At 67.0% G+C, this 24544-nt stretch carries 20 protein-coding genes, 1 tRNA gene and 1 pseudogene; 9 read left to right on the top strand and 13 right to left on the bottom strand.

Translation table 11 applies throughout. The annotated features are described in order from the left end of the window. Positions 1 to 170: 170 nt before the first annotated feature. Positions 171 to 998 carry a carbon-nitrogen hydrolase family protein gene (locus tag BDK92_RS13620; RefSeq protein WP_121157047.1) on the top strand — a complete coding sequence of 276 codons (828 nt, stop codon included), beginning with the start codon at positions 171 to 173 and terminating at the stop codon, positions 996 to 998. 784 nt (positions 999 to 1782) lie between these two features. After that, entirely contained in the window at positions 1783 to 1941 is a 159-nt protein-coding gene (locus BDK92_RS13630) for an Lsr2 family DNA-binding protein (protein WP_121157049.1), read from the top strand. A gap of 62 nt (positions 1942 to 2003) precedes the next feature. Here BDK92_RS13630 and BDK92_RS13635 read toward each other — a convergent pair whose 3' ends face one another. After that, the gene (locus BDK92_RS13635) at positions 2004 to 2921 is read right to left on the bottom strand and encodes an aminoglycoside phosphotransferase family protein (protein WP_170208582.1); all 918 of its coding nucleotides are present in this window, start codon (positions 2919 to 2921) and stop codon (positions 2004 to 2006) included. Further along, positions 2918 to 3514 carry an HD domain-containing protein gene (locus BDK92_RS13640; protein ID WP_121157051.1) on the bottom strand — a complete coding sequence of 199 codons (597 nt, stop codon included), beginning with the start codon at positions 3512 to 3514 and terminating at the stop codon, positions 2918 to 2920. Before BDK92_RS13640 ends, BDK92_RS13635 begins: the two co-directional genes overlap by 4 nt. A 33-nt stretch (positions 3515 to 3547) precedes the next feature. On the opposite strand from BDK92_RS13640, the gene BDK92_RS13645 reads away from it, so the two are divergent. Further along, positions 3548 to 3997, top strand: coding sequence for a hypothetical protein (locus BDK92_RS13645; protein ID WP_121157052.1), 450 nt, complete (start codon positions 3548 to 3550; stop codon positions 3995 to 3997). A gap of 1 nt (position 3998) precedes the next feature. Here BDK92_RS13645 and BDK92_RS13650 read toward each other — a convergent pair whose 3' ends face one another. Beyond that, positions 3999 to 4598, bottom strand: a complete 600-nt coding sequence (locus BDK92_RS13650; protein WP_246017021.1) for a hypothetical protein — start codon at positions 4596 to 4598, stop codon at positions 3999 to 4001. 208 nt (positions 4599 to 4806) lie between these two features. Here BDK92_RS13650 and BDK92_RS13655 point away from each other — a divergent pair, with 208 nt between their 5' ends. Next, positions 4807 to 6138: an NsdA family TPR-like regulatory protein gene (locus BDK92_RS13655; protein WP_121157053.1), complete on the top strand. Its 1332-nt coding sequence runs from the start codon at positions 4807 to 4809 to the stop codon at positions 6136 to 6138. Further along, positions 6138 to 6677: an NUDIX domain-containing protein gene (locus tag BDK92_RS13660; RefSeq protein WP_121157054.1), complete on the top strand. Its 540-nt coding sequence runs from the start codon at positions 6138 to 6140 to the stop codon at positions 6675 to 6677. The genes BDK92_RS13655 and BDK92_RS13660 overlap by 1 nt, the downstream gene beginning before the upstream one ends. 139 nt (positions 6678 to 6816) lie before the next feature. Here the strand turns inward: BDK92_RS13660 and BDK92_RS41160 are convergent, their stop codons facing one another. From BDK92_RS41160 to BDK92_RS13675, 3 genes are all read right to left on the bottom strand, one after another. Beyond that, positions 6817 to 6954: a nucleotidyltransferase family protein gene (locus BDK92_RS41160; RefSeq protein WP_170208583.1), complete on the bottom strand. Its 138-nt coding sequence runs from the start codon at positions 6952 to 6954 to the stop codon at positions 6817 to 6819. A 216-nt stretch (positions 6955 to 7170) separates the two neighbouring features. After that, the gene (locus BDK92_RS39670; RefSeq protein ID WP_211349209.1) at positions 7171 to 7491 is read right to left on the bottom strand and encodes a GNAT family N-acetyltransferase; all 321 of its coding nucleotides are present in this window, start codon (positions 7489 to 7491) and stop codon (positions 7171 to 7173) included. A 503-nt stretch (positions 7492 to 7994) separates the two neighbouring features. After that, positions 7995 to 8174 (bottom strand): hypothetical protein, encoded by a 180-nt coding sequence (locus BDK92_RS13675; protein WP_121157056.1) that lies wholly within the window; start codon positions 8172 to 8174, stop codon positions 7995 to 7997. A 77-nt stretch (positions 8175 to 8251) separates the two neighbouring features. Here BDK92_RS13675 and BDK92_RS13680 point away from each other — a divergent pair. Both BDK92_RS13680 and BDK92_RS41165 read left to right on the top strand, forming a co-directional pair. Then, a pseudogene (locus tag BDK92_RS13680) lies at positions 8252 to 8614 on the top strand (HPP family protein); the annotation flags it as partial. Between the two features lie 977 nt (positions 8615 to 9591). Next, on the top strand, positions 9592 to 10164 hold the full coding sequence (locus BDK92_RS41165; RefSeq protein ID WP_121157058.1) for a peptidase inhibitor family I36 protein: 573 nt from the start codon (positions 9592 to 9594) through the stop codon (positions 10162 to 10164). Positions 10165 to 10232: 68 nt separating this feature from the next. On the opposite strand, the gene BDK92_RS13690 is transcribed toward BDK92_RS41165, so the two are convergent. Beyond that, positions 10233 to 11294 carry a CU044_5270 family protein gene (locus BDK92_RS13690; RefSeq protein ID WP_121157059.1) on the bottom strand — a complete coding sequence of 354 codons (1062 nt, stop codon included), beginning with the start codon at positions 11292 to 11294 and terminating at the stop codon, positions 10233 to 10235. Continuing rightward, positions 11288 to 11827 carry an RNA polymerase sigma factor gene (locus BDK92_RS13695; RefSeq protein WP_147456999.1) on the bottom strand — a complete coding sequence of 180 codons (540 nt, stop codon included), beginning with the start codon at positions 11825 to 11827 and terminating at the stop codon, positions 11288 to 11290. The genes BDK92_RS13690 and BDK92_RS13695 overlap by 7 nt, the downstream gene beginning before the upstream one ends. An 886-nt stretch (positions 11828 to 12713) precedes the next feature. Between BDK92_RS13695 and BDK92_RS13700 the strand changes: the two genes are divergently transcribed. Next, on the top strand, positions 12714 to 13487 hold the full coding sequence (locus tag BDK92_RS13700) for a GAF domain-containing protein (RefSeq protein WP_147457000.1): 774 nt from the start codon (positions 12714 to 12716) through the stop codon (positions 13485 to 13487). 53 nt (positions 13488 to 13540) lie between these two features. Next, a complete protein-coding gene (locus BDK92_RS13705) occupies positions 13541 to 13885 on the top strand; it encodes a hypothetical protein (RefSeq protein ID WP_121157062.1) in 345 nt (114 codons plus the stop codon). Positions 13886 to 14101: 216 nt separating this feature from the next. Here the strand turns inward: BDK92_RS13705 and BDK92_RS13710 are convergent, their stop codons facing one another. The 5 genes from BDK92_RS13710 to BDK92_RS13750 all read right to left on the bottom strand — a co-directional run bounded on the left by BDK92_RS13710 (position 14102) and on the right by BDK92_RS13750 (position 24457). Continuing rightward, positions 14102 to 16945: an NACHT domain-containing protein gene (locus tag BDK92_RS13710; RefSeq protein ID WP_147457001.1), complete on the bottom strand. Its 2844-nt coding sequence runs from the start codon at positions 16943 to 16945 to the stop codon at positions 14102 to 14104. 246 nt (positions 16946 to 17191) lie between these two features. Beyond that, positions 17192 to 19087, bottom strand: coding sequence for a competence protein CoiA family protein (locus tag BDK92_RS39015; protein WP_211349211.1), 1896 nt, complete (start codon positions 19085 to 19087; stop codon positions 17192 to 17194). Between the two features lie 967 nt (positions 19088 to 20054). Further along, positions 20055 to 20128, bottom strand: a tRNA-Met gene (locus BDK92_RS13740). Between the two features lie 181 nt (positions 20129 to 20309). Continuing rightward, the gene (locus tag BDK92_RS13745; protein ID WP_246017023.1) at positions 20310 to 23342 is read right to left on the bottom strand and encodes a UPF0182 family membrane protein; all 3033 of its coding nucleotides are present in this window, start codon (positions 23340 to 23342) and stop codon (positions 20310 to 20312) included. A 98-nt stretch (positions 23343 to 23440) separates the two neighbouring features. Continuing rightward, the gene (locus BDK92_RS13750) at positions 23441 to 24457 is read right to left on the bottom strand and encodes a YlbL family protein (RefSeq protein WP_121157066.1); all 1017 of its coding nucleotides are present in this window, start codon (positions 24455 to 24457) and stop codon (positions 23441 to 23443) included. Positions 24458 to 24544 lie beyond the last annotated feature (87 nt).

The following is a 24544-nucleotide window of genomic DNA, read 5'->3' on the forward strand; positions in this document are numbered from 1 at the left end:
GCCGGTACGTCCTCGCCCCGTACCGCCGACGAGATCCTTGAGTCCCTCGCGGCCTACTACCGACGAATCAACGACTTAGGACACTAACGACGCTAAGTCATTATTTGAGACAGAGGTTGAAACCCGGCCGGACAGGCTCCGGAAAGCGTTCAAGGTGAAAGGATTCGGCGATGAAGCTGCGGATCGCTACCACGCAGCCAACCGCGAGCGTCGACGCCCGCCACAACGGCCGGAAGGTTCGCCACCTGATGCGTCAGGCCGCAGCGGCGCAGGCCAAGTTGCTGCACTTCCCCGAAGGCTTCCTGTCCGGATACGCCAAGGAGCAGATCGCCGACTGGGACGACGTCGACTGGCCCGCGGTCCGAGAGGAACTCGACCAGGTCACCGAACTGGCGGCGGAGCTCGGAATGTGGGTCGTCCTGGGCTCAGCACACCCGTTGACACCCCCGCATCGCCCACACAACAGCCTCTACGTGATCTCCGACCAGGGCCGCGTCGTGGCGCGGTACGACAAGCGGTTCTGCTCGAACACCGAGATCACCAGCTTCTACAGCCCCGGCTTCGAACCGGTGGTGTTCGACGTCGACGGCTTCCGATTCGGTTGTGCCATCTGCATCGAGGTCAACTTTCCGCAACTGTTCGCCGAGTACGAACAGCTCGGCGTGGACTGCCTGCTGCTGTCGGCGTGGCCCGTCGATTCGATCTTCTTCACCAAAGCTCAGGCTCATGCCGCGATCAACAACTACTGGCTGAGCGTCTCGGTCCCATCGCAGAGTGCGCACCTGATGCGGTCGGCGGTCATCGGCCCTGAGGGCAGCAGCCTCGCCTCCGTTGACGCCCCAGCCGAGATGGTTGTCGTGACCCTGGACCGAGACGCTCCCGAGTTTCATATCGCTCTCGACCTCGCCCGTCCGTGGCGCGCTACGGCCAACCAGGGTGATATCTACCGCAGCCGGCGTGTTGACGATCCCCGCAGTGCCGACCACACGTGTGTGTAGTGCACGGACAGGTATAGGCGTGCACTAATTAGCAGAACCAATGCCGGGTCGCCTCGTCGGTCTGGAGCCAGAGGCGGACCGCCCGCGCGGGCGCGTCGAGGAGCAACTGGCCGTCGACCTCCAGACCGACGGCCACGCCGGCCAGGACAGAGCCCGAGCGGCGGGTTTCCGACAGGGTGAACGTTGCCTGCTGGGCACTGGAACGCTTAACTCAGCCGAAGCGGCTGGCGGATTTGCGCGGTCCGGCTTCCCAGTTACGAGGAACCGCGCCGTGATTACCCACGGCTGGCCGGGTTCAGGTAGAGACCAAATTCGGTTGTTGTTGACGATCGTCCTGGTGGCGAGCGCGAGTGCGGCAAGTCCGAATCCCTGGAGTTCGGCGGCGGGACCGGTGTTTGCGGAATCTGAGGTCGGACCCGCCGCCAGCCGACGACCGTACTACATCTGTCGAGTCGAGTCGAAAAGCTTTCCGGCCAGCCGTGATTCCGGATTGGCGACGTGTCAATGCCTGCCTATGGGAACCGTCCGTTACTCGCTCCCTGGCCCTGACCACCCCGTGGCCTCACAGTCCCCGAGATGGATCAGATCGCCACCGTACCGACCCGCGTCTGGCTCCTAATGGAAAGGCGTCCTGGCGGGATGCAGACTGGGATCGATCCGTCGACCGCCGCCGTCGCTGAGGCAGCAGCCGACCTTGTTGACGCGTCGACCCGCTCTACCCAACGGTCACCCATGACCAGCACGATCAGGCCCGGCCGCACGAGCGTCGCGTAATTGGTCAGGGGTGCCGCCACGGCCCCACGGGCGTCGCGGCACGGCCCCACAGCGTGCCGGTCGGGACCTGAACAAGGCGATTCGGCAATGGTCGTTCAAAAACGGGCACGACGTCTCGAAACGCGGCCGGATTCCGGCATCGGGGGTGGGGGTGTACCGCAGCCCTTGAACCGACTGAACGCGGGCGGCTTGTTCGGGGCCTCGGCACAGGGCGCACGGATGATGCACCCTTTATGAGGTGTTGAGGAGTTCGAGGGCGCCGGTGGCTTGGCGTTGAATCGCGTCGATGGTGCCTTGTTCTGGGCCGGTTTGGTCGGTGGTGATGGTGGTTTGGTGGAGCAGGGCTTCTGCTGCCCAGATTCGGTGCCAGGCGAGTGCCCAGGTTTCGGCGGGTAGTCCGGCGCGGTTGGTGAGGGCGTGGGGGTTGCCGCCAGCTTGGACGTAGCGGGTGAGGAGCCGCCGTAGTCGTGGTGGGTCGGCTGGGTTGCGGGTGCCGTGCCAGGTGGCGAGGTCGAGGATTCCGGGGCCGTTGAAGGCTTTGGCGACGTCGAGGAGGTGCCAGCCGTGGTCGGTGATGTGCAGTGAGGTCGGATGTAGTTCGGAGTGGCAGATGCCGAAGGGCGCCAGGTCGGCACCGGCTGCGCGGGTGGGGGCAATGGAGTTCAGGGCGTGAAAGAGTTGGGCGAGCTTGCGGGCATCGGTGAGTCGTCCGTTGTCGCGCAGGTGGTGTATGTGGCCCAGGCTTCGTGCCGGTAGCGCGCGAAGGGTGGTCTCGTCGAGGGTCGCGAGCCCGGGTGCGGGATCGAGGTTGTGCAACCTCGCTGCGGCGATAGCGGCGTCGTCCTCGTTGGCTTCGCGGGTTGCCGGGCCGAGGTCCTCGATGAGCATGCCGAGGGTGTTCTCGATCGTGGCGGAGCCGCGAACCCGTGGCACCGGGACACCGTGCGCGGCTAGGTATCTCAGTGTGCGGTCCTCGTTGGCGAACGGGCCGGCGGCGTATTTGAAGACCAGGGTCGCGCCGCCGGTCAGATGCAGGCGTTCGACGCCGCTGAGCTGCCAGACCCGGATCCATTCGCGGCGGACGACGTCGAAACCGGCGTTGTCGGTAAGAGCGGCCAGGAGCGCGGTCACGACATAATCGGCGATCACCGTCCCGGCTCCTGCATCCTGGTGCGGGCGGTCGCGGCGGTCTGGTCGATCAGGTCCAGAACGTATCCGAGCTGGTCGCTCATGCCAGTAGGCACCAGACCGGTCGCGGCCTGATGGAAGCCGTGGAAGTGCGGCAGGAGCCGGAGGAGACCGGGCCGGGCGGTGAAGAAGGCGTCCGGGTCCCCGCTGGCACGGGCGCGGCGTATCAGCGAGGCGAGAGCGACGATCTTGTCAGCGGTCGACGCGAGCAGAACGGGCCGGTCGTCGGTGCTGATCGGCGGGTTGGGCTGGTCGAGGGCGTGGTGCTCGACCTGCAACGCGCGGATGATCCGGGGCACTTCCGGGCCGTAGCGGGCGGTGAGGATGGTGTCGAGGTCCAGCTCGGGTGGGACGAATTCCGGGGCGTCGTGCAGGAGCGCGGCAGCGACCAGCTCCGGCGGCACACCGGGTAGGTGGCGGGCGAGGGTGACCGCGACCCGGACGGCGTGCACGAGCGCCGGCCGTTCATCGATGATCTGTCCGGTGCACCAGGTTCGGGCGTCGGTGAGGGCTTGGCGGACGAGTGGATGACGCGGCGCGGCGAGAACGGTCACTGTCGGCGCCCTTTCTGGCCCTAGCATGGGCGGGTGGATGCTCCGCTGCCCGAGTGGTCCGAGCACACCTGCGGGGTGTGCCCGGCGCAGGAGTTGGGGCCGGGCCGGTTCGACGTCGTCGACCGGCCAGGTCCGGAATTCGCCTACAACCGGGCGGCGGGATGGCGGGTCGACCCGGACGGGAATCCGGTCTGCGTGCACCCGTACCGCGTCGGGATGCCGCCGGGCCGGTACGCCTCGGCCGGTGTTCCGCTGCCGGATCTGAGCGCGGCGATGCCGGCGCCTACTCCGGCGGCGTTGGAGTTGCCGACCGAGTTGGACGACTTGGAGGGGTGGTTGGTCGCCACGCTGCGGGTCGCGGCGCCGGAGCAGATGTTCACGGCGGTCGCGCGGGCGGAACGGCAGGCCGGTGAGCGGTTCGCACCCGGCGTGGTCGTGAAGGCCCTACGCCGGGTGCTCTCCATCGAACTCGCCAACCGGTAGGTCAGACCGCCGCGGCGACGGGCTCGTCGAAGGTGATGGTGTGGCTGCGCCCACCGCGGCCGAAGCCCGCGGGACCCAGGTGGGTGTCGAGGATCGCCAGCCGGCGGCTGACCTCGGCCGCGTCGAGCCAGTACCGCAGCGGCTGATCGCCCCAGCCGGCCGCCGCGTAGTAGTCGTCGGTGATGCAGCCCCGGGTGTAGCCGAAGTCCTCCAGCTCGGTGGCGTGCGGGAACACCACCCGCAGCTCGGCCTGCATCCGGCTCATCAGGGTGAACTGCGCGAGGACCGCGTGGACCATCTCGTCCACCGGGGCCGGGACCAGCAGTTCCGCCTTCTCCTCGTCACCGCCGGTCAGCTCGTACACCGCCGCCTTCAGCGCGAGGACCCGCAGCGCCTCCACCAGCAGCGGCCCCGCGTCCCGGTCCAGCGACCACTCGCTCACCGTGGGGTAGCCGGTGAACGTGGCCCAGCAGGTCGAGTACCGCATCGAGGAACCGTTGAGCCGCTCCCAGCCGGAGTGCTCCCGCATCGCGTCCAGGATCTGTGCCGCCCGCTGGCCGACCGCCTCCGGTGCCGGCATCTGCGTCGTCGTCGCCGTCATGGCCTGTCCCTTCCCGTACGTTGGGGGTGAGAGCGCGGCGGCCGAGCACCCTTCTGCGTCGACCACCGCAACCGTTACCCATGACGGTATGGACGGTGACGGGCATCGATACAGAGTGTGTTGTGGGCCGCTGACGCGCAGGCTTCACACGGGGTGTGAACGCGGCGAAACACTTCGATCGGCGCCCGGTTGGCCATACCCTGACAGGGTGGCCGAGGCGAACATCCTGCTCGATGCCCTCCTCGAACGCGCCGGCCTGTCCCACGCCGGCCTGGCCAAGCAGCTCAACACCCTCGACAGCGGACTGCGCTACGACCACGCCTCCGTCGCCCGATGGATCCGCGACCACGCCATCCCCCGCGACCCAGTACCGGTGATGATCTGCCGCATCCTCGGCGACCGGCTCGGCACCCCCCTGACACCGACGGACATCGGCATGACCCAGGACCGGGCCGGCACCGACCCGCGCGGCCTGCCGCAAGTCGTGGACAGGGCTGCCGCGCTGTGGCGCAGCGACCAGAAGGGCCACACGCCCCGGTCGACCGTCACCGGGCCGCAGGCGATCGCGCCAGTGTGGGAGTGGGAGAACCCACCCGAGGACGACGACGTGTCGCACCTCGGGCAACGGCGGGTCGACCCCGCCGACGTCGCCCGGCTACGACACGCCCGAGCCCGCTACCAGGAAATGTACCGGCGCGTCGGTGGCGTACCCGTCAAGGCCCGCATCGTCGCCACCCTCACCGGGCAGGCCGCACCGCTGCTACGCGCCGCCTACGACAACACCCGGGGCCGCGAGCTGTACCGGGCCGTGGGCGGACTCGCCGCCCTGGCCGGGGTCTGCGCCTACGACGCCGACCAACAACCCCTGGCACAACGCCATCTACTGACCGCCCTGCGGCTGGCCAAAGCCTCCGGCGACCGGGCATTCGGCGCCTACGTCGTCGCGCTCATGGCCAACCAAGCCCTCTACCTCGACGAGTACCGGCTCGTGGTGCAGTACGCCCAAGCCGGCATCCGGGCCGCCGGCACCGTCATCTCCCCGGCCCTGACCGCGGACCTGCACGCCCTCGCCGGGAAGGCGTACGCGCGCATGGGCGACGCGACCGGCAGCCACCAGCACCTCCGGCACGCCGAGACCCTCGCCGGACGCATCCTCCACAGCGGGAGCCCGGCCGAGGTGTCCTACGTCCAACCCGGCCTGGTCGAAACCCAGGTCGCCGAGGCCCTACGCCGGCTCGGCGACCTCACCGCCGCACAAACCTACGCCGAGGAATCCGTACGGACCGGCACCACCACCCACCTACGCGGACAGGTCCACCGGTACGCGGGACTGTCACTCATCCTCACCGCACGAGGCGACCTCGACCGCAGCGCGCAGACAGCCGCCCAGATGCTCGACCGGGTCACCGGCATGGAATCCGGACGCCTGCACGACCGGGTAACCCAGGTCATCTCCGCCCTACGACCCCACGCGGCCCACCCCGCAGTCGCCGACCTCCTCGAACGCGCCCAACCGCACCTACCACCGATAGGAACCTGATGCGCTGGAAAGTTCACTCCGAACGAGACCTCTACCGCGACCAGTGGGTCCACGTCGCCAGCGCCGACGTGGAGCTACCCGACGGCCGACACCTCGACCACCGCATCATCCGCACCGCGGCACCCGGAGCCGGCCTCGCCGTCGTCACCGACAACAAGGTCCTCCTCATGTGGCGGCACCGGTTCGTTACCGACACGTGGGGCTGGGAAATTCCCCACGGCAGCATCCGCCCCGGCGAAGACCCCGCCGACGCCGCCGCCCGCGAAGCCGAAGAGGAAACCGGCTGGCGACCCGAACGACCGATCCACCCACTCGTCTACAGCCAACCCTCACCCGGCCTCATGACCAGCGAACACCACATCTTCAAAGCCAACGCCGCCACATACATCGGCCCACCCAAGGACGGCTTCGAAAGCGACAAAGTCGAATGGGTACCCGTCGCCGACATCCCGGAACTCATCAACAAAAAGCAGATCGTCGCCGGCACAACCCTCGTCGCGCTGCTCTACCTACTCACCACCCAGACAACGGCCGGATGAGAGGCATTTCGACAGCCGGACGACACGGATGAACCTCGCTGCGATGGCTACCGGTTTCCTGGCTGTGCTGGATCAGATCACTCGTCAGCGTGCCGGACTGGCCGAGGCTCTGTTGTCGATGACCGATAGGCACCGGCACCTACTGGCCCTGATACCAGGTATGCACGGCGGCTTGGTTTTCGCTTCCCCAAGGGGGTTCTGCCCGTATCGTCGCCAGGCGTTCGGTGGCATGGTCGTCGTTGTCTCGGGTCAGGTCAGTGGAGTCGAAGAACGCCACGTCGATGTCCCTGGCCTAGGAGAAGTCGAATCCGTGCCCGTGATCCCACACCACGTCTCTCCCTCAGTGCGGACCGGCAAGGCCGTCGACACGGTAGGCAAGCGGGTAGCGGCACTGCCACGACGACACGCCGCAATTCGGACACGTGATCAACGAGCCGGTGCGCCGGCCGGTGGCCGCCACGCCACGTGCCCGACTGGGATCAGCTCACCGAACTCAACCGACCCGCTGGGCCAGCACCTGACCCGACCAGGACCCGGACCGGAAGGTCTGGGTGGACGTGAACCCGTGGCGCTCGTAGAAGGCCACCAACTCGCCACCGCCGCCCGCCCAGCAGTCGACCCGCAGGAGGCCTACACCGGCTCGCCGGGTCTCCTGCACGGCGTGCGCCAGCAGGGCCGACCCGAGGTGCCGACCGGCGAATCGCCGGTCGGAGACCAGGAGACGGACGTAGCGCTCCGGTTCTCCCGCAGGCGTGATCGGTGCCCGCCGGGTCCGGACTGGAGTCCAGGACCAGAGCCGCGGCCGGCATCCCATCGAACTCCGCGATGTACGGGAGGTTCTCGGTCATGTAACGAGCGACCAGCTCGGGCCCTCCGGGCTTCTCGGAGAACAGTGTCGTGCCCCACTGCTCGGTGTTGCCGCGATCGTTCATCCAGAGCACCGCTGAGTCGAGCATGGCCAGTACGGCGGGCGCGTCGGCCGGGCCGCCGCGTCTGATGCGTACGCCGCAGGTGGTGTTCTCCATGCCAGAACTCTAATGACGTGTCCGGGTGCTCCGTCATCAGCGCTGATGATTCCATGCAGGCACCGGGCTGACCGGGCAACTGGCGTTCCTGCTCCGGCTGCGGCACGGTGGCCCGCGCCTCTTCCACCCCGATCCGGTTGTCGCGCCGCCACGGGCCGGCGTCGCGCTCAGCGCGGTTCCGGTCGCCGTACCGGCAATGCTCGGCTCGGTACTGGCCGGCGGGGCTGGCCCACTCTGACCGTGCCGTGCCGAGGGGCGGCCGCCTCGAACCGCGCCCGTCCTGACCGGGGCGTCAGCGTCCCGGCTGCCGCTCGGGCAACAGTGGGGCCAGACCGTCGAGCAGGCGTTGCAGGCCGAACTCGAAGAGGCTGTCGAAATTCAGGTCGACGTCGCGCCGGCCGGCGGTGCTGGCGAGCAGGCGAAACGAGCCGGCGGCGAACATCGCGGCGAGGGACTCGCGGCGGGCCCGCACCTATTCCTCGTCGGTGACTCCGGTGTCCTGTTCGACCTCGGCCTCGCGTTCCAGGTTCACCGCCAGTCCCCCGTCCGTCGCCCCGCAACACCCTGATCGGCCACGGGGTCGCGCTGCTCGCCGGTTACGGACTACTCACGACGTGCGGCCTGGCGGATACACCGTCGGTGCTCCAGACCGGTGTGACACCGGCCCGGATCCTCGCCGGTACGGGCTCGGTGGCGGTCACCGCACTGGTTCTGGTGCTGTTGAAGGCCAATCACCCCCCGGCCGGCGCGACCACGCTGATCGTCAGTCTCGGCCTGCTGCGTACGGAGACACAACTGCTCGTCGTCGCCGGGGCGGTGCTCTTACTCACCGTGGTCGACTGGCTGTTCAACCGGGTTACAGCCAGACCCATGCCGTTCTGGGGAGCATCGTCCGGTCACCGAGCCGTTTGATCGGTGCCCAACCGGGTACCGCCTCCAGTCGCGCGCACGCTGCCTGAACTGACCGGAGACCGTGGCGCCTCTTGATCGCATCGCCAATCCCTAGGGCCCCGAAGGCTGCGACCGTCGCAGCCCGGCCGATGACTCCCCTGCCGTACGACCCAAAAGCTGCGTCAGGCGACCGACACGCGAAACGGTCCCATACCCGTGCCAGTCAGCGGATACGCCGCTACGGCCGTACGTCGGTCCGGGCATCCCCGCAGTCGTCCGGACGCTTCGGCACGGCCGTGACGGGCGCCCCGGTGAGCCGGGGTTGAGGCGCCCGGCCGGGCGGCGATGGCGGCTCCGCTCCGGGGTCCGATGGCTCCGGTAGGGGTAGCGTCCGGGGCTGACCCGGGAGAAGCAGCACCGGCGTACCGTTGTGGCGCGTGCCTCGACGGGCGCGGCGAGTTTGTAGGTCACTTCGTCCGCCCCTGACGGTGACCTGGATTCGGTCACCTCGCCAGAAACGCCTGCGTAGGTCCGCAGCGTGCGGCAAACGTCTGGGGTTCTCTCGCTGCGAGCTCGAACGCCGCGAGTGCTCGGCTGCCCCTGCTTCCAGGTCGCCGCGAGCCGGGTCCGTCCGCCCGGAGACCTCGACGCCCTCATGAGCCTGCGCACGGATTCATCGCATAGGTCCGTCATTAGAACGCCGGCATGAAAGTGCTTCGGCCGCACTCTCATTCACACTCAAGTCCCGCGCCCACATCTTGGTTCCGTGGAATTTCCACCGCCCCGCTTTTGGTGACCGATGGACACGTCCCGTTGCCCATCACCAAGATAAAGGCATTTGTCATGGTAAATGCCCACGGCGCCGGATCGTCGCCCGTAACCTTGGCGACAGGCGCGTGATTGAATTTGACGAATCTTTGTACCGTGTACTTACCGCGCGGGTGGGAGTTCCTCTCCGACTGTCGGCAGCTAATTCGCTCCCGTTGACAGGAGGCTGCATGTCAATCAAAGTGATCGTTCGGTTCGTCTGTGTCTGGGTCCTGTCCATCCCGTTGCTGGCCGTCGGGACGCCGGCGTCAGCAACCCCGGAGGGGCCGACTCGAGGGGTCGCCACTTTTCAGGGGACAGTGATTGATCTGAAGGACGGCTGGTGGGGTGCGCAGTCGTGTGTGGTGTGGGCGGGCCGGAGGGCGGAGTGTTTCGCGACGCATGAGGAGGCTGACGTGCTGTTGGGGTACAGCCGCCAGGCTGATGCCCTATACCAGGAGGGGGCGCGGTCGTCTGGTGGTGCGGGTTCACTTGCTGTTCCCGCGTGCGCGAGTGGATGGCTGTGTCTGTATGAGCACGCGAATGGCGGGGGCCGGAGGCTGATTTTCAGCGACGAGTACTGGCATTACCTCTCGGAGTGGGGGTTTGACAGACAGACGTCCTCGTGGCGGAACAATCAGGGCTCGGCGGACGTCGGGCACCTGTCGCTCTACAACAGTGGTTCGGTTTACAACTGTGGGTCGAGGTCGTACGCGAATTCGATGGGGAGTGCTAACGATCAGGCGTACGCCGTGTGGGGCTGACCGCGGAATGGGGCGGGGGGCGGCCCGGTGATCGGGTCGCCTCCTGTTTCGGCGCGGCGGTGGTGTGCTCATGGGATGTCCGGGACCCAGTCGGCGGTGACGTAGGTGTCGAAGTCGACCACGGCTGGTGCTTCCACGTTGAGTCTGCCGGTGTCCGTCAGGAGCATCTGTTCCTGGGCGAGGAGTATGCCGGTGTGTCGGTCGATGATGAGGGTGTATCGGGTCGGTAGGCCGCTGACGTCGGAGGTGACGAAAAACGCTTCGCCGCTGCGGTCGGCTCGGTCTGTCGTGATTCCGGCGTATTGAAGGTCGGGCAGCCGGGCGAGGACCAGTAGGACGGCGGCTCGTTCGGACGGGTCTAGGACACGTTCCTTGAAGAGGTCGGTGATGGCGAGGAGGGTTTGCGCCGACTCGTCTGTTCCTTTGTTGATCTCCCTTAGCCACTTCTCCAGCTGCGGCACTTCGGTCGGTGGGCGGCCCGCCCACAGTCGCTGGTAGCCGCCGGGCGGGTAGGTTTCGGCGACAGGAGTGTTGCCCCGGCTGAGGGCACGCTGGTCCTTCCAGTCCCGCCGATCGTCGGCGTCGGCGAAAATCGGCGTTCCTTGGCGGCGGATACTACGTCCGGAGTTGTCGGCCCTCAGCCAGGTTTCGGTGTCGGTCGGTACCACCGCCGAGGTGATCCGGCGCCCGTCGATTTGACTGTTGAGGTTCCAGCTGACGATGCGTAGGTGTTCGACCAGCGAGTCCGGGCCGCCCGGGCTGGCGCCCGCGGCGGTGGATCGAGTGGAATCGGCGATCTGTTCGAGCAGGGGTGCGGCGGCGACCGGTTGCTCGGGTGCGTGGTAGGTGAGCGGAGGCGGTGTCACGTCGTGCGCGGGTGCCGGATTCGGGATCATGGTGAGCGTGGCGATGACGGCGATCGTGGCTGAGACTCCACCGACGGCGATGCGCCATACCCAAGTCCACCGGGGCGGTGTGGCGGGCGCCGGGCGTGGTTGGTCAGGCGTGCTGAGGATCCGCGCCAGGGTCGCCGCCGCGATCTCCGAGTTCGGTTGCCATTCCTCTTCGGACCTGGCGAGTGCCGGGCCCCAGTGGGCGCGGAGATCTCGAGCCGCCTTGTCGATCACCATTCTCTCCCTCCGACAAGTTCGATAAGTGGGTGTCTGTCGTGGTCTGCGCCGCGCGAGTGGCGCAGGGCCTGATCCCTGAGCCGCTTCACTCGCATCGTCATCGCTAGACGGCTACAGCCCATGACCTTGGCTGCCTCTGTCTGCGTCAGATCACAGTGAACCAACAGGAAGATCGTGATTCGGTCTTGTTCGGGCAATTTGGCGAGAGCGTCGTCGAAGCGCATGCCTCGGACGACCCGCTCGGCGTGGTCAGGTGTTGTCTGAGCGACAAGAGGGGGGCCGTGTTCGGCGACGTACCCGTTCTGGGTCCTCTTTGCTCTCACACGGTTGCTGACGTGGTTGGACGCCACCTTAAGGAGCCATGGAAGCGGATTCTCCCGGTCCCGTACCGTGTCACGCTTGTTCCAGGCGAGAAGGAACACATCGGCGGCCACGTCCTCGACGTCCAGGCCAACACTCTTGTAGCCCACGAAACGGCAGATCGTGCTGTAGTGACGCCCGAACATTTCGGTGAACCAAATTTGATCATCCATGCATCCCTCCACCTGGATATGTCGCCAGACCCCGGGAACGTCACGCCCGATCGACCAGGGTCCACGAGTTCATCCGAACGGGTACGCGAACGCTGCCCTGTCCGCGTCGACCTCCGTCGTCACAGGGAGGTACGAACGGCCGGTAGACCCACCCAGGTGTCACGCCGCGGATCATTCAGGACACCGCGGCCGGATGTCGTCAATGCCCGACGTCGACGAGCCCGGCATCCGTCACCTGCAGCCCGACGGCCGATCCACCCACACTCGGCAAATTTATGCATCGTCGTAGGCCGATGAACACCACGGGCTCTGCCTCGGGCAACCATGGTCGTGAGCTGCTTGAACTCATCCTCACTGCCAGCAGTGAGGAGTTTCGGTCGATCACGGATCCGCAGGCATCTCACGCTTCGGGACATCACGCTCGAGAGCCCGTGACAATCCGCGCTGCCCGCGAAATATATGGGTGGAGACACCGACCGTCGCGGCAGCGCATGAGGGCCGACGGTCCACATGCTCTGCGGATCGTGCCCGAACCACGGCACAACCGCGCCGAGAATGGCCAGCCACTCCATCGGTAGTGGCGCCCCCTCATCGGCCCGCCCTGACTCGTGCCGGAGACCTCACCCGACCCACCCGAACCCGTCAAACGAGGCACGACAGGGGCACCACCCAGAAACTCCTCGAACGCGCCGCTGGGGACCAGCGGACCGCGTTACGCAGGCGCCGACAGTCGCGCCCCGTCCGGATCCTGCCGATCCTCCGGCCTATCTCCGGGCGCCCGCACTCCGGCCTTCAGGGCCGACCCCGACCATCCTCACCTCCGATAGGGAGCACAGTGCCGAAGCACCACACCCCGAACCGTGTCCGAGTCTGGACACGCCGCACCATGCGATACGGATTTCCGGTCTTTTTTCCCGCGTCAGCGGTCGTCTCCACCTTCCTCGCGTCGCTCAACCACGGCCCCATCCGGGTGTACTGGGGCCTCGGAGCTATCGCCGCGACGACAGGGACGGCCATCTTCGGTGTGTTCAAGGAACGGCAGGCCAGCGCCGCCGGCGACGCGGCCGCCCGGGCACGGGCCCAACTCGCCTCTGGCCTCAACCGCGCCGGCGCTCCCCTGCTGAACGCACTCGGGAAGGTCACCACCGCGAAGACCGAGCAGGAACTACGAGCCGCGGTCGATGTCCTGACCACCCGAGTCGTCGACATCGGTCATTCCCAGTGCGGACGGCACAACCAACCACGCGCCAACCTCCGCTGCGTCTACTACACCTACAACCACGACCGCCTCGAACGCGTCGTGTACGTCGGACGTCAAACCAACACCGCACCACGCCGCCACTTCACCAACGGAGCGAGCGCCCACGACAACGAGGCCATCCGACTCACCCTCAGCGAGGATGTCCTGGTCGTCGACGACCTCCACCAAACCCCACCACCCCACTTCAACGACGCCAAGGGACGCAGCTACCGCTCCTTCATCGCAGTACCCGTACGCGCCGGCGAGACCAGCTACGGCCTCCTCACCCTGGACTCCGACCTACCCCACTCCCTCACCGACGTCGACAAAGGCCACATGGTCCTCCTCGCCGCCGTCCTCGCCGCCGGGCTCGCCCACCAGGAAACCGCCGGAGCGGTCACCAACATCCCCACGCCATAAGCAACCAGCGACAACGGGTCACCACCCGCCGAGAAGCCGAAAGGCTGAATACCATGCCACCCCACCATCCCCACACCCCCGCGACCGTTCGGCACGTACCCCTCCTCTCCGACGACGGACACCGCTTCCTCAACGGCGACCTCACCGCCGCCGACTACCTCGAAACCGCCCGACGCGCCGCCATCGAACAAACCCGCCGCGAAATCGCACCCCACCTCCGACGAGCCACCCTCACCTCCCTCGTCACCTCCATCACCACCGTCGCCATCTTCTGGACCGGAGGCGCGGTACTCCTCATCGCCCACCACGCCACCCACGCCGCCACCGCACTCAGCACAGGAACCATTGCCGCAATCCTCGGGCTACTCGCCCGACACCGACTCAACCGAGAATCCTGAACCCGCCAGACCCCCCACCCAGGCCAACCGTCACAAACTCCCGCCGACGGGAGAGTCCCCGCAGGTACGAGGAGGATTCAGACCAGGCCGCCCCTTGGCGGCGACGCCATCTGAAACGAGCCGAGGTGGTAGACCATCGGAAGATTCATCGACAAGTGAGCCATCTCGTCCCTGGGCGGGCCACCAATCGCGAAGCCCAAAATCCGTCTGCGGTGACTACACGTCGTCTGGCATCATCGATTGAAGCCGCTCACCCACCGGCCGGCGATGCACGGTCGGGATCACGCCGTCTCGCAGGTGGTAGATGAGCCTCTCCTCATGGCCGATCACGTGGGCCAAGGCCGCTGCGAGTCCTGCCGCTGCCGGCTCTACCGCTAGCGCCCGCATGATGGCGAGGTAGTCCTCGTCTCGCATCTCGTTGCCACGGAGGTGCCGTAGTGCGTCGGCTGCCTCGTGAAGTAAACGATCTGCTTCGCCAACGCACGGGTTGGTTTCGATTTCAAAGTCGAAGTCTTCCCACCCGTCTACGGAGGTCGGAAGAGTCGCGTCCGGGCGCTTCCTCACGCTGTCGAGGCCGCGCACGTTGGGGTGTGCTCGGATCTCCAGGGCGATCGCTGGCGTCAGGTGTTGGAGCGTGGCCGCTGTCCTCCGTGCCGTGGGTGTTCCTCCCAAGGCGTCGCGTAACCCTTCCGCTACCGCCGCCCGCTGGTCGTCGCCGGTGTTGGCGAACCGTAGGAGGTACTTTGTGATCAATGGAAGGTCCGGCGGGTCCGGCTCGCCCAGGACCTTCATGGCCTCCGCGATCAGCCGGTCGCGCCATCTGGGGTAGGAACGCGCCATACCGTCGTCAATGATGTCCAGCGCGAGGCGCGGGCCGACCGGTGCGACGCCGCCGAGCCGGTCGTCGGCCGTCGCATCGATTGTCTCAACGAGCTCGACCAAGGCTTGGTGCTGATGCCGTTGAGGGGTTGAGAAGAGCTGGCCGGCGGCGAACAGCCAGGTGTTACGCCAGTACGGACTGGCGGCGGCCACCCGCACGCGGTCCAGAATGTCGTCCAGCGGTCCAGTGGTCAGGTGCATGGCGGCCATGAGTTCTTGCAGGGACCTCACATCGAAGCCGTAGCCGTCCGCGCCTCGGGGCACGATCAGCACCAGCCGCTTGGTAGCCGCGTCGAAGATGTTCGACAGCAGGCCCGCGTCCTTGCCGGACGGTTTGAAGCCGGCTTCGGTGAGGACTTGCCATGCGATGCGCCGCAGCTCCTCGGGGGTGAGCGTGGCGTAGGACCGGTCGCTGGATTCGCTGCGCACCTGCAGTTCGAATCCGACCCGTTCGTGTAGCTGTTGGATCTGCTGGCCGTAATCCTGAAGCATCTTGTGTAGTCCAGCTGGCTTGTCGCGCTCTCGCTTGAACACTGTGTCGTAGTAGCCCCGAAACAGGCTGTAGCGATCCGGGGCCAGCTGTCCGGCTCCGTCGATGATGATGGTCAGGATCAGGACTTGCAGCGGGGTGCGCAGCAGGTGCTGTAGAGATTCATCTTCCGCAGCCTTGACCAGACGGGCGTGCACTCTCTCGATCCGGTCGGTGTCCGTACGAAGGCGGACCCTGGTCGCGAGCTTCCCGTAGCGAACGGCCTCTGCGAGTTCAAGATAATCCAGGTCGACCCGTTCGAACTGCGCGGGCGCGATTTTCTCTGTGTAACCCACCGGCCGAGTGGTCAGAATGACGAGCACATCGCACTTGTCCGCGTCGACGTCATTGACGAACTCGGTCACCCGCTCGATCAGGCGCTTTCGCACGGTGGGCTCGGTGACCTCATCGAGCCCGTCAAGGACAAGCAACCACGGCCACTTCTGCCTCCATTCCTTGAGGGCCCACGCCGTCACAATTCCCGTGTCGGACCTGCGGGACACCTTATGTGCGATCCATCGCAGCAGGGTGGAGTCGTCGTTGAGCCCTCCCTCCTGGACATACTGCGCCAGGTCGATGCGCACCGGCCAGCGGCGGTTCCTTGGCAGCTCACGGGCGAAACGCCTCAGAGCGGTTTTGGTGCCCTCGATGATCTCGCGGTGGCCGTCTCCAAGGTTGTCAGCGTCGCGCAGCAGGGCTGCACGGAACACCTGGACGAGGAACTTGGAGATCGTCGTCTTACCGTTACCCGGTGCCCCGGTAATGATCAGATGTCGAGGGGCCGCCTGGGTCGTTATACCGGGCGCGAGGACGTGTTCCGCGCGATCGAGAACATATTTGATCACGCTCGTGTGCCGCGTCCCGGAGTCGAAGCTGACCGGTAAGTCGATCGCTATTTCATGAACGGGAATTCCATTGCCGTCACCGCTTCCCGCCTCATCGAAGTAGATGAATCCCTCGCCTGCCAGCGCAGTCTTCGCGTGCTCACGAAGCGCGGCTTCGAGATTGTCGGTCGAGATGTTGTCGCTGAGCTGCCTCAAAACAGTGAAGGCATCTCCGGCAGTAAGGAACGCCGGAAACGCACTGCGGATTCCCGGGTAGACCTTGAGGAGGGTCTGAATCTGGTTGCCGTCCCACACGCGTACCTTCGCGATCGACTTCACCCTATTCAGGCGCTTGATCCGGGCGCTCGTGGCCTCCCCGTCGATATCCCGCGTGCCATCATTGAGATGGTCCAGATAATCTTTGATGTGGGTATTTATTGTGTCATGCCCGCCGACCACAGGGAACGGCGTGAGGATCACGTTCGTAATGAAGATCAAAAAGCCGGGGATATCCCTGCGATCGCCCTTGAAATTAGCCCAGGCATCGAGCTCCTTACGGATTTGTCCCCAAAGCCAAGCCGCGTTTTCCGGGTGTCCACCGGTCACGGACGCCTTATGTTTCACCTGGATGACGGTGTAGCCGTCCCACACTTCGCCAGGCTGATCCTCGACTGGCTTCCAGACGAGCTGACCCCGGTAGTACAGATCACGCCCGCCGTCACGCCCTGCGCCCATCACCTGGACGCCAGGGCCGAAAGCCGCGACTGCAAGGCTGGCCGCGAGATCTTGGAAGCCTGTAGGGCCTAGCTGCTCCAGGTTGTCACTCAACCCGCACCTTCTCGACCACGATCGCATCCATGCCAGGCCGACAACGACCCGGAGGACATAGCCTACGCACACGAGTTCCACCCGGTGTGCCCAGAGCCGTCCGCCGGAAGCCGAGCCTTTCCTCTGCGGCTGTTTGCTCGGAGCCGGGGTCGTCCGGCGAGTCGCTGCCGGAATTCCGTAGTCACCCCGTTACACCACCGAGCCGTGATGGCTGGCGATCGCGCTAGTCCGGCTCCCCGGGGCGTCTTAGATGAGCGACATCTGTTCATGGTCAGGCAGGTTGAAGTGAATGACCCGCCCAGGGTCGACGTTCCCGGTGTCGGTGAGTTGATGGGCTTCGCGGGCGTTGCGGACGTAGATGAGTACTACGGGTGGGAGTCGATGCAGCGAGGCTGGGCTGGGGCGGAGTATGCCGTGCAGCCGGCGGCGCGTGTAGATCGCGATGCCGTACGCGCTGTCGGCGGAGGCGCCCTGGGCGTCGAACTCGGCCCGGGTGGCTTGCTTCTTCCACAGCGGCTCGGCCACGGCGTCACGCAGTTCCTGGACCTGCGCGGGCGACAGCACCGCCCACCACTGGCCCGCAACCAGTTGCTCGTGCTGTTCCTGCCGGAGGCGTTGCTCCTCGGCGGCGCGGGCCTGCTCCTGCCGCTGTCGTTCCTCGGCTTCTCGTCGCTGCCGGGCCTGCTCGGCCTCGATTGCCCGCTGTCGCTGCTGTTCCTCCCAGCGGGCGGCCTGCTCCGCTTCCCAGATTTTGCGCTGCCGCTCCTGCTCCTGCCGTTGTGCCTCGCGTTGGCGTTCCTCTTCGATCCGGCGGGCCTCGGCTTCGGCCTTGCGCTGTTGCTCGGCTCGGCGCTCTTGCTCTTCCCGCTGGCGTTTGCGCTCTTCCTGACGTTGGCGCATGGCTTCGTGCCGCGTCTCGGTGTCCACGTGTGGGCTTGTGGTCCAGACCAGGGGTCGCCGACGCCAGCTCCTGCTGGCGAACCAGACATTCCGGTACCGGGGCCGGACCCGGTGGACCTGTGTCTGCCCGTGCAGTACCCAGCGGATGAAGGCGGTCAGCTCCAGGTCGTCGACGGCGATCCAGGTGCCGTGCTCGAAGGAAAACGAGGCGGGCCCGTCGACGACGGTCCACGGACGGTCCTCGCGCGGCTCCTGGACCCGGACTGACGGCACGGCACCCAACCAGAGGGCCTTCCCGCCGGGGCTTACCCAGCACACGCCGATGCCCTCAGCCCGGTACCGCTCGGTGCGCTCCTGGATTTCCTCGTTCGTGATGGGTGACAGTTGGGCCTCCCAGGCGATGCGCTGTGTGCCATCGTGGGAGGAAGCGAGCACGTCGGCACGCCAGGTGCCGTCCGGTGCGCGGACCTCCAGTTCGGCGTGCCAGTCGGCGGCGCGGATCGCGGTCGCGAGTTCCAGCTTGAGCAGATGGTGCTCCAGGGATTCGTTGAGCCAGGCGCAGTCGGCGGGCCGGCCAGGGTCGTGGGCGAAGTACCGCAACTTGCGGGCGGACACCTTGGCGTGCACGCCGTAGCCGCAATCGGGGCAACGCAGCGCGACCCGGGGCCGGGTCTTGTGCACCTGGTCCCAGCTCAGTCCACGGCCGAGGTCGGGCAGGGTCGCGTCGATGCGGCCGACCTCGGGGTGGATCGCCGCGAACGCCATGTCAGCGGCCTTGTCCGGTTCTGCTAAGGGCGGCCGGGTCGGTGGCGGCGACCACTTCGGGACCGGGTCGGGCGTAACGCTCCAGGGAGCGCACGGAGGCGTGCCGGGAGCAGGCGAGCAGGGTGGCGGTGTTCTGGTGCCATTCTCGGCTTCGTGGGAAGGCATCGCGTGGCGGAGTTGGTGCAGCGTCCAGCCCTGTTCCCGGTCGACCGAATTGGCGAGAGGCCAGGTGGCGTGCTCGAAGATCTCGGCCGCGCGGCGGTAGGACAGCCAGACCCAGCCGGTGACGAGGCACAAGTCGACGGTGGCCACGACGCGAGTCGGCTTGCAGCCCGCAAGGAACACCGGGCCGTGGGCGCGGCCGGCGACAAGCCGGGGCAGCAGCATGGCGCCGCCGGCCTGGCAGAACACCCACTTGGTGTTGCCGCCCGTGGACACCACCCGGGCGCGTTTGCTGGCCAGGTCGAGGTCGGGCACGTCGAGGGTGAGGATCTCCTCGGCGCGGGCGGCGGTCGCGTAGAGCAGCCGCCACAGCGTTCTGTCGCGCAGACCGACGTCGAGGTGCCACAGCGAGGCGACCTAATCGCGGGTCAGCACCCGGGTGGTGTCCACGGTGACCTTCGACCGGACCCAGTCCGCAGTGGGGGTCGCCGGCGATCCAGCCGATCGTCTCGCGCCACCAGGTGAACGAGGAGCGCAGGGTGGACAGGTGCCGGACCCGGATGGCCGGAGCGGTGGTGCCGAACGCCGCCGTGCACGCCTGGGCGAGCGCCGCCGCCTCGGGCTTGGGGTCCAGCGCGCCGACGTCGCCGGCCGGGGTGCCGGCGAGCGCGGTCAGGGTCTGCCGGTGCTTGACCGTGGTGCCTGTCGACCAGGCGCCGGCGGCGGTGCGCGCGGCGAGGAACGTCTCGACGGCGTGGGCGAAGGTCGGCGTCGGGTACAACGTCCTGAGCTTGTGGACCGGCCCCACCCGCGCACCTCATGGCTCGTCGCAGGAAATGCGTACGGGTCGATGGTCTCAGAGAAGTAGGACAACTTCGACCCAGTGCTGCTCGCTGCGGATCGGTCAGGTCGCGCCGAGCGGGTTGTCGCGGGGGATCGGTCGTTGCCTGCGACAACCGGTTCAGGCGCTGCCGGGCCGGTCGGGGAGCCACAGGCAGAAGGGGACGGCGGGGTGCGCAGTGATCCGATCCGCCGGGCCCTGGGCTGTCCCCGATACGGAATCGATGGCCTTGATTTCAGGGATGCCCCTGAACGGAACACCGGCATCCCCCTGAGATAGAAGGTGCTCGACGTCGACCCGACGACCGATACAGCAAAGATCGATAGTCTGCTATCTCATGTCGCCTCGTGGTGTTTCGTCTGCCCGGACTGTGCCCGGAAGGAGATCAAAAACCCCGCCCCCATGATTTGGGGGCGGGGCTCTGACCTGCACTTTCACTTGTAGCGGGGACAGGATTTGAACCTGCGACCTCTGGGTTATGAGCCCAGCGAGCTACCGAGCTGCTCCACCCCGCGTCGACTTGTTAAGACTAGCGCACCGGCACACCCGCCCGCAAAACGAGCCACCACAAACCGTTGCGCACCGCCCTGACCAGGGGATTCGTTCAGCGAATGGCGAAAGACAAAAAGCTCGGCGGGCCGGAACGAGAGTTCTGTTCCGGCCCGCCGAGCTTCTTTTTCTGCTATTCGCCTACGGTCAGCCGCTCGGAGTGGCGGGCGGCGCACTCGGTGTGGTCCCCGTCTGGGGGGTGGCCGCACTCGGCGTCGGTGACGCCCCGGCGATCCCGGCCGCCCGCTGGGCTGCCTGGAACTCCGTGAGCGCGGAATCCAGGGTCTTGAGCGACTTCCCCCACCGCTCGACGTCACCGGACGCCTGCGCGGCCTGCACCTCGGCGATCGCCGCCTGTACCTTCTGCGCCGCCACTGCCAGTTCACCGGTGAGCGCGGGCGGTGCGCTCGGCGTCGCGCCAGGGTTCGGCGTGGCCGGCGGGTTGTCACTCGGCGGTGGCGGCGGCGTACCGCCCGGCGGTGGAGTGGTGCCGGGGGCCGTCTTGCCCTGCTCGACAAGCTGTTTGATGCCGTCCTGCAGGTTGTTGGCCAGCACCACGTACTCGCCGCCGTCGCCGTACGAGAGCAGCACCCGCTGCAACAACGGGTACGCGTTCTGCTGGTTGCTCTTCACGTAGACCGGCTCGACGTAGAGCATGCCGTCCCCGAAGGGCAGCGAGAGCAGGTTGCCGTACTGCACCTGGGCCTGGTTCGACGAGAGCAGGTTGAGTTCCTGCCGGATCGTCGCGTTGTTGGTCATCTTCTGGTGCACCTGCACCGGCCCGGAGACGGCCGTCTGGTCCGGCAGCTCCAGCACCTGCAACTGCGGCTGCCCGTTCACGTACGACCCGGAGATCAGCGCGGCCAGGTTCTGCCGGCTCGCCGGGGTCACCGCCGAGGTGAGCTGGAACCGGGGCGACTCCTGCCCGGGAAGCTGGGTGAACAGGTAGTACGGGGGCTGCCGCTGGCCGGTGTCCGGGGCGTCCGGGACGTTCGGCACCTCCCAGAAGTCCTGCCCGGAGAAGAACTCCGACGGGTCGGTGACGTGGAACTTGGCCAGCAGGTTGCGCTGCACCTTGAACAGGTCGGCCGGGTAGCGGAAGTGCGCGGCCAGGTCGGCCGGGATCTGCGACTTCGGCACCACGAGGTCACCGCCGAAGGCCTTGTTCCATGCCTTGAGCACCGGATCGGCCTCGTCGAACTCGTAGAGCTTCACGGTGCCGTCGTACGCGTCGACCGTCGCCTTGACCGAGTTGCGGATGTAGTTGACGTTCTCCCGGGCCAGTTGGAAGGTGCCCCGACCGGTCAGCTCGTCGGCCGTCTCGGTCTGGAGGTTCACCTGCTCCGCGTACGGGTAGGTCGCCGCCGTGGTGTAGCCGTCGATGATCCACTGAATCCGACCGTCGATCAGCGCCGGGTACGGGTCGCCGTCGAGGGTCAGGAAGGGGGCCACCTTCTCCACCCGGTCGCGCGGGTTACGTACGTAGAGCAGCTTGGAGTTCTCGTTCACCGCCGCGGAGAGCAGGAAGTTGCTCTCCTGTTCCTTGATCGCGTAGAGCAGCTTGCGGGTGAACGAGCCGATCTCCACCCCACCGGAACCGGTGTAGGTGTAGGTCTGCCCGCCGCCGTTCTCGCTCTCCCCGCCGGTCGGCCGGTCGAACTCGACGTTGCGGTTCGAGTCGGTCTGGCCGACGATCGCGTAGTCGCTGTCGTCCATCTGCTCGCCGTAGTAGATCCGCGGCTGTTGCGCCGGGATCTGCTCGGTCGAGGACGAACAGGTCTGCTGCGCCTGGTCACCGAGGAAGCCGGAGACGAAGAACGGCTGACCACCGCAGACCACCTGGTTCGCCGGGGCGCTGACCAGGCCGTAGCCGTGGGTGAAGACGGTGTGCCGGTTGATCCAGTTGCTCTGCTGCGTGGTCAGCTCGCCGTAGTTGATCTCGCGCATGCCGACGACGTAGTCCTGGGTGGCACCGTTGACCGTGTAGCGGTCGATGTCGAGCTTGGGGCCGAAGTCGTAGAAGCCCCGCACCTGCTGCAACTGGGTGTAGGTCTCGGAGATCAACTGCGGGTCGAGCAGCCGGATGTTCGGCACCACCGAGGTGTCGGTGGCGAGCGTGGCCGGGGGCTTCAGGTTTCCGGCGCCGTACGGGGCGGTCTGCGTGGCGGCGAGGCCGAAGGAGGCCCGGGTCGCCTCGATGCTGCGCTGGATGTACTGCGATTCCTTGTCCTTGAGGCTCGGCTTGACCTCGAAGGTCTGCACCGCCCAGGGATAGATGCCACCGATCGCCACCGCCGAGATGCCGAGCAGGGCCAACGAGATGCCCGGCCAGACCAGGTTGCGCATCACCGCGTTGGAGAACACGATGATCGCGATCGCGACCACCACCGAGATGTAGGCCAGGATCTCCTTCGCCGGCAGCAGTGCGTTGATGTCGGCGTAGCCGGCGCCGTAGGTGTTGACGCTCTCGTTGAACTCCAGCAGCATCGCCCGCCGGTCCAGCACGTACGCGATCGCCTTGAGCAGCACGAAGACCGCTACCAGGGTGGTCAGGTGGGCCCGTGCGGCGTTGGTCATCCGGTCCCCGACGCCCTGGAGCCGCACCCCGCCGAAGATGTAGTGCACGGCGAGCGCGCCGATCACCGAGAGGACCACGGCGGTGAAGCCGACCCCGAGCAGGTAGCGCCAGAACGGGAACTGGAAGACGTAGAAGCCGATGTCGATGCCGAACTCGGGGTCCTTGACCCCGAAGCTGCCACCGTTGCGGAACAACAGCCACTGGCTCCACCGGCTCTGCGCACTGAGGCCGGCGAAGAGGCCGACGATCACCGCGAGCGCGCTGATCCAGGCGCCGATCCTCGGTGCCAGCACCATCCGGTAACGCTCCAGCGTCGCCTGCTCGGCCGAGTGCGGCCGCAGCACCGGGCGCAGCCGGTAGGCGAGCCAGAGGTTGCCGCCGACCACCACGGCCATGGCGAGCCCGACCGCGGCGAAGAGCAGGATCCGGGTCACCAGGACGTCGGTGAAGACCTGAGTGAACCTCACCTCGTCGAACCAGAGCCAGTCGGTCCATGCCTGGACCCCCCAGCCCAGGAGGGTGAACAGCAGGAACACCCCGACCAGCACACCGACCGTGACTCGGCCACGGCGACTCATTCTCGGTAGGGGACTGCTACGCATGACCACTGTTGGCTCCGCTCCACGGTGATCGGCTCCGACCAGGCACCCAGAGTACGGGGTCCACCTGAGCGGGATGAGCCCAAGGTGAACACGTCAGGTCAACAGAGTGGCGGTTGACCTCCGGTGCGTAGCAGATTCAACGCGTTGAGTGCGTCCTTGAGCGTGGCCACCCGGTACAGCGGCAGGCCCGGCTGGGGGTTGCGGACCGCCTCGGCGCAGTTGTCCGCCGGCACCAGGAACGACACCGCGCCGGCCTGCTTCGCCCCGACCAGCTTCTGCGGGATGCCACCGATCGGCCCGACGTTGCCCTCGTCGTCGATGGTCCCGGTGCCGGCGATGATCTTCCCGCCGGTCAGGTCGTCGGGGGTGAGCTTGTCGATGATGCCCAGGGTGAACATGAGCCCGGCGCTGGGGCCGCCGATGTCGTTCAGGTCGATCTGCAGCTCGAACGGGTGCGGCTGCCGTTGCTCGATCTCCACCCCGATCCGTGGCGGCTGACCGCTGGCCGCGGTGGTGGTGACGGTGGTGGTCGAGGCGACGCCGCCGCGCTGGAAGCCGACGGTGAGCGCGGTGCCGGCCGGCTGGGCCCGGACCAGCTCGGTGAGCTTCGTGGCGGTGGTGACCGGCTGCCCGTTCACCGTCGTGATCACGTCATCGGGCTTGAGCCGGTCCACCGATGGCCCGCCCGGGGTCACGACCTTGACCGTGACCTGCACCGGGAAGCCCAGTTCGGTCAGCGCGGCGGTCTCGGCGCTGGTCTGCGACGCGGTGAAGTCCTCGGCGTTGCGCTCGTCGACCTGCTGCTGCGTCTGCCCCGGCGGGTAGATCAGTTCGCGCGGCACCACGGCCTCGGAGTCGGAGAGCCAGCCGGAGATCGCCGACAGCAGCCGCACGTCGGGCTGTACGCCGACCGTGGTCAGCCGCAGCTGCCCCGCCGAGCTGGAGGTCTCCCGGCCGGTCACCTTGATCACCTCCTTGCCGTCCTCGGAGCCCAGCGTGTTGACCGTGGGGCCGGGTCCGAGCACCACGTACGGGATCGGTGTCCCGACCACGCCGAGGCTGAGCAGGGCGGTGAGCAGTGCACCGAGCAGGACTGTGACCCCGCGACGTCTCATGCGGCAGAGCGTACCGAGCCCTCATGGGGGTCCCGCTGGTCGAACCCCTAGTTCTCCCTGAGCACAATTCGGGGACCGGCATTCTGC

The organism is Micromonospora pisi (assembly GCF_003633685.1).
Lineage (GTDB): Bacteria > Actinomycetota > Actinomycetes > Mycobacteriales > Micromonosporaceae > Micromonospora_G > Micromonospora_G pisi.

Bases quoted from the DNA above. Each gene is read 5' to 3' on its own strand.
- BDK92_RS13695 (WP_147456999.1), bottom strand. From the start codon at position 11,827: ATGGATGATCAAATTTGGTTCACCGAAATGTTCGGGCGTCACTACAGC.
- BDK92_RS13705 (WP_121157062.1), top strand. From the start codon at position 13,541: ATGCCACCCCACCATCCCCACACCCCCGCGACCGTTCGGCACGTACCC.
- BDK92_RS13745 (WP_246017023.1), bottom strand. From the start codon at position 23,342: ATGCGTAGCAGTCCCCTACCGAGAATGAGTCGCCGTGGCCGAGTCACG.
- BDK92_RS41165 (WP_121157058.1), top strand. From the start codon at position 9,592: ATGTCAATCAAAGTGATCGTTCGGTTCGTCTGTGTCTGGGTCCTGTCC.
- BDK92_RS13690 (WP_121157059.1), bottom strand. From the start codon at position 11,294: ATGGTGATCGACAAGGCGGCTCGAGATCTCCGCGCCCACTGGGGCCCG.
- BDK92_RS13700 (WP_147457000.1), top strand. From the start codon at position 12,714: ATGCGATACGGATTTCCGGTCTTTTTTCCCGCGTCAGCGGTCGTCTCC.
- BDK92_RS13650 (WP_246017021.1), bottom strand. From the start codon at position 4,598: ATGACGGCGACGACGACGCAGATGCCGGCACCGGAGGCGGTCGGCCAG.
- BDK92_RS13750 (WP_121157066.1), bottom strand. From the start codon at position 24,457: ATGAGACGTCGCGGGGTCACAGTCCTGCTCGGTGCACTGCTCACCGCC.
- BDK92_RS39670 (WP_211349209.1), bottom strand. From the start codon at position 7,491: ATGGGATGCCGGCCGCGGCTCTGGTCCTGGACTCCAGTCCGGACCCGG.
- BDK92_RS13660 (WP_121157054.1), top strand. From the start codon at position 6,138: ATGCGCTGGAAAGTTCACTCCGAACGAGACCTCTACCGCGACCAGTGG.
- BDK92_RS13620 (WP_121157047.1), top strand. From the start codon at position 171: ATGAAGCTGCGGATCGCTACCACGCAGCCAACCGCGAGCGTCGACGCC.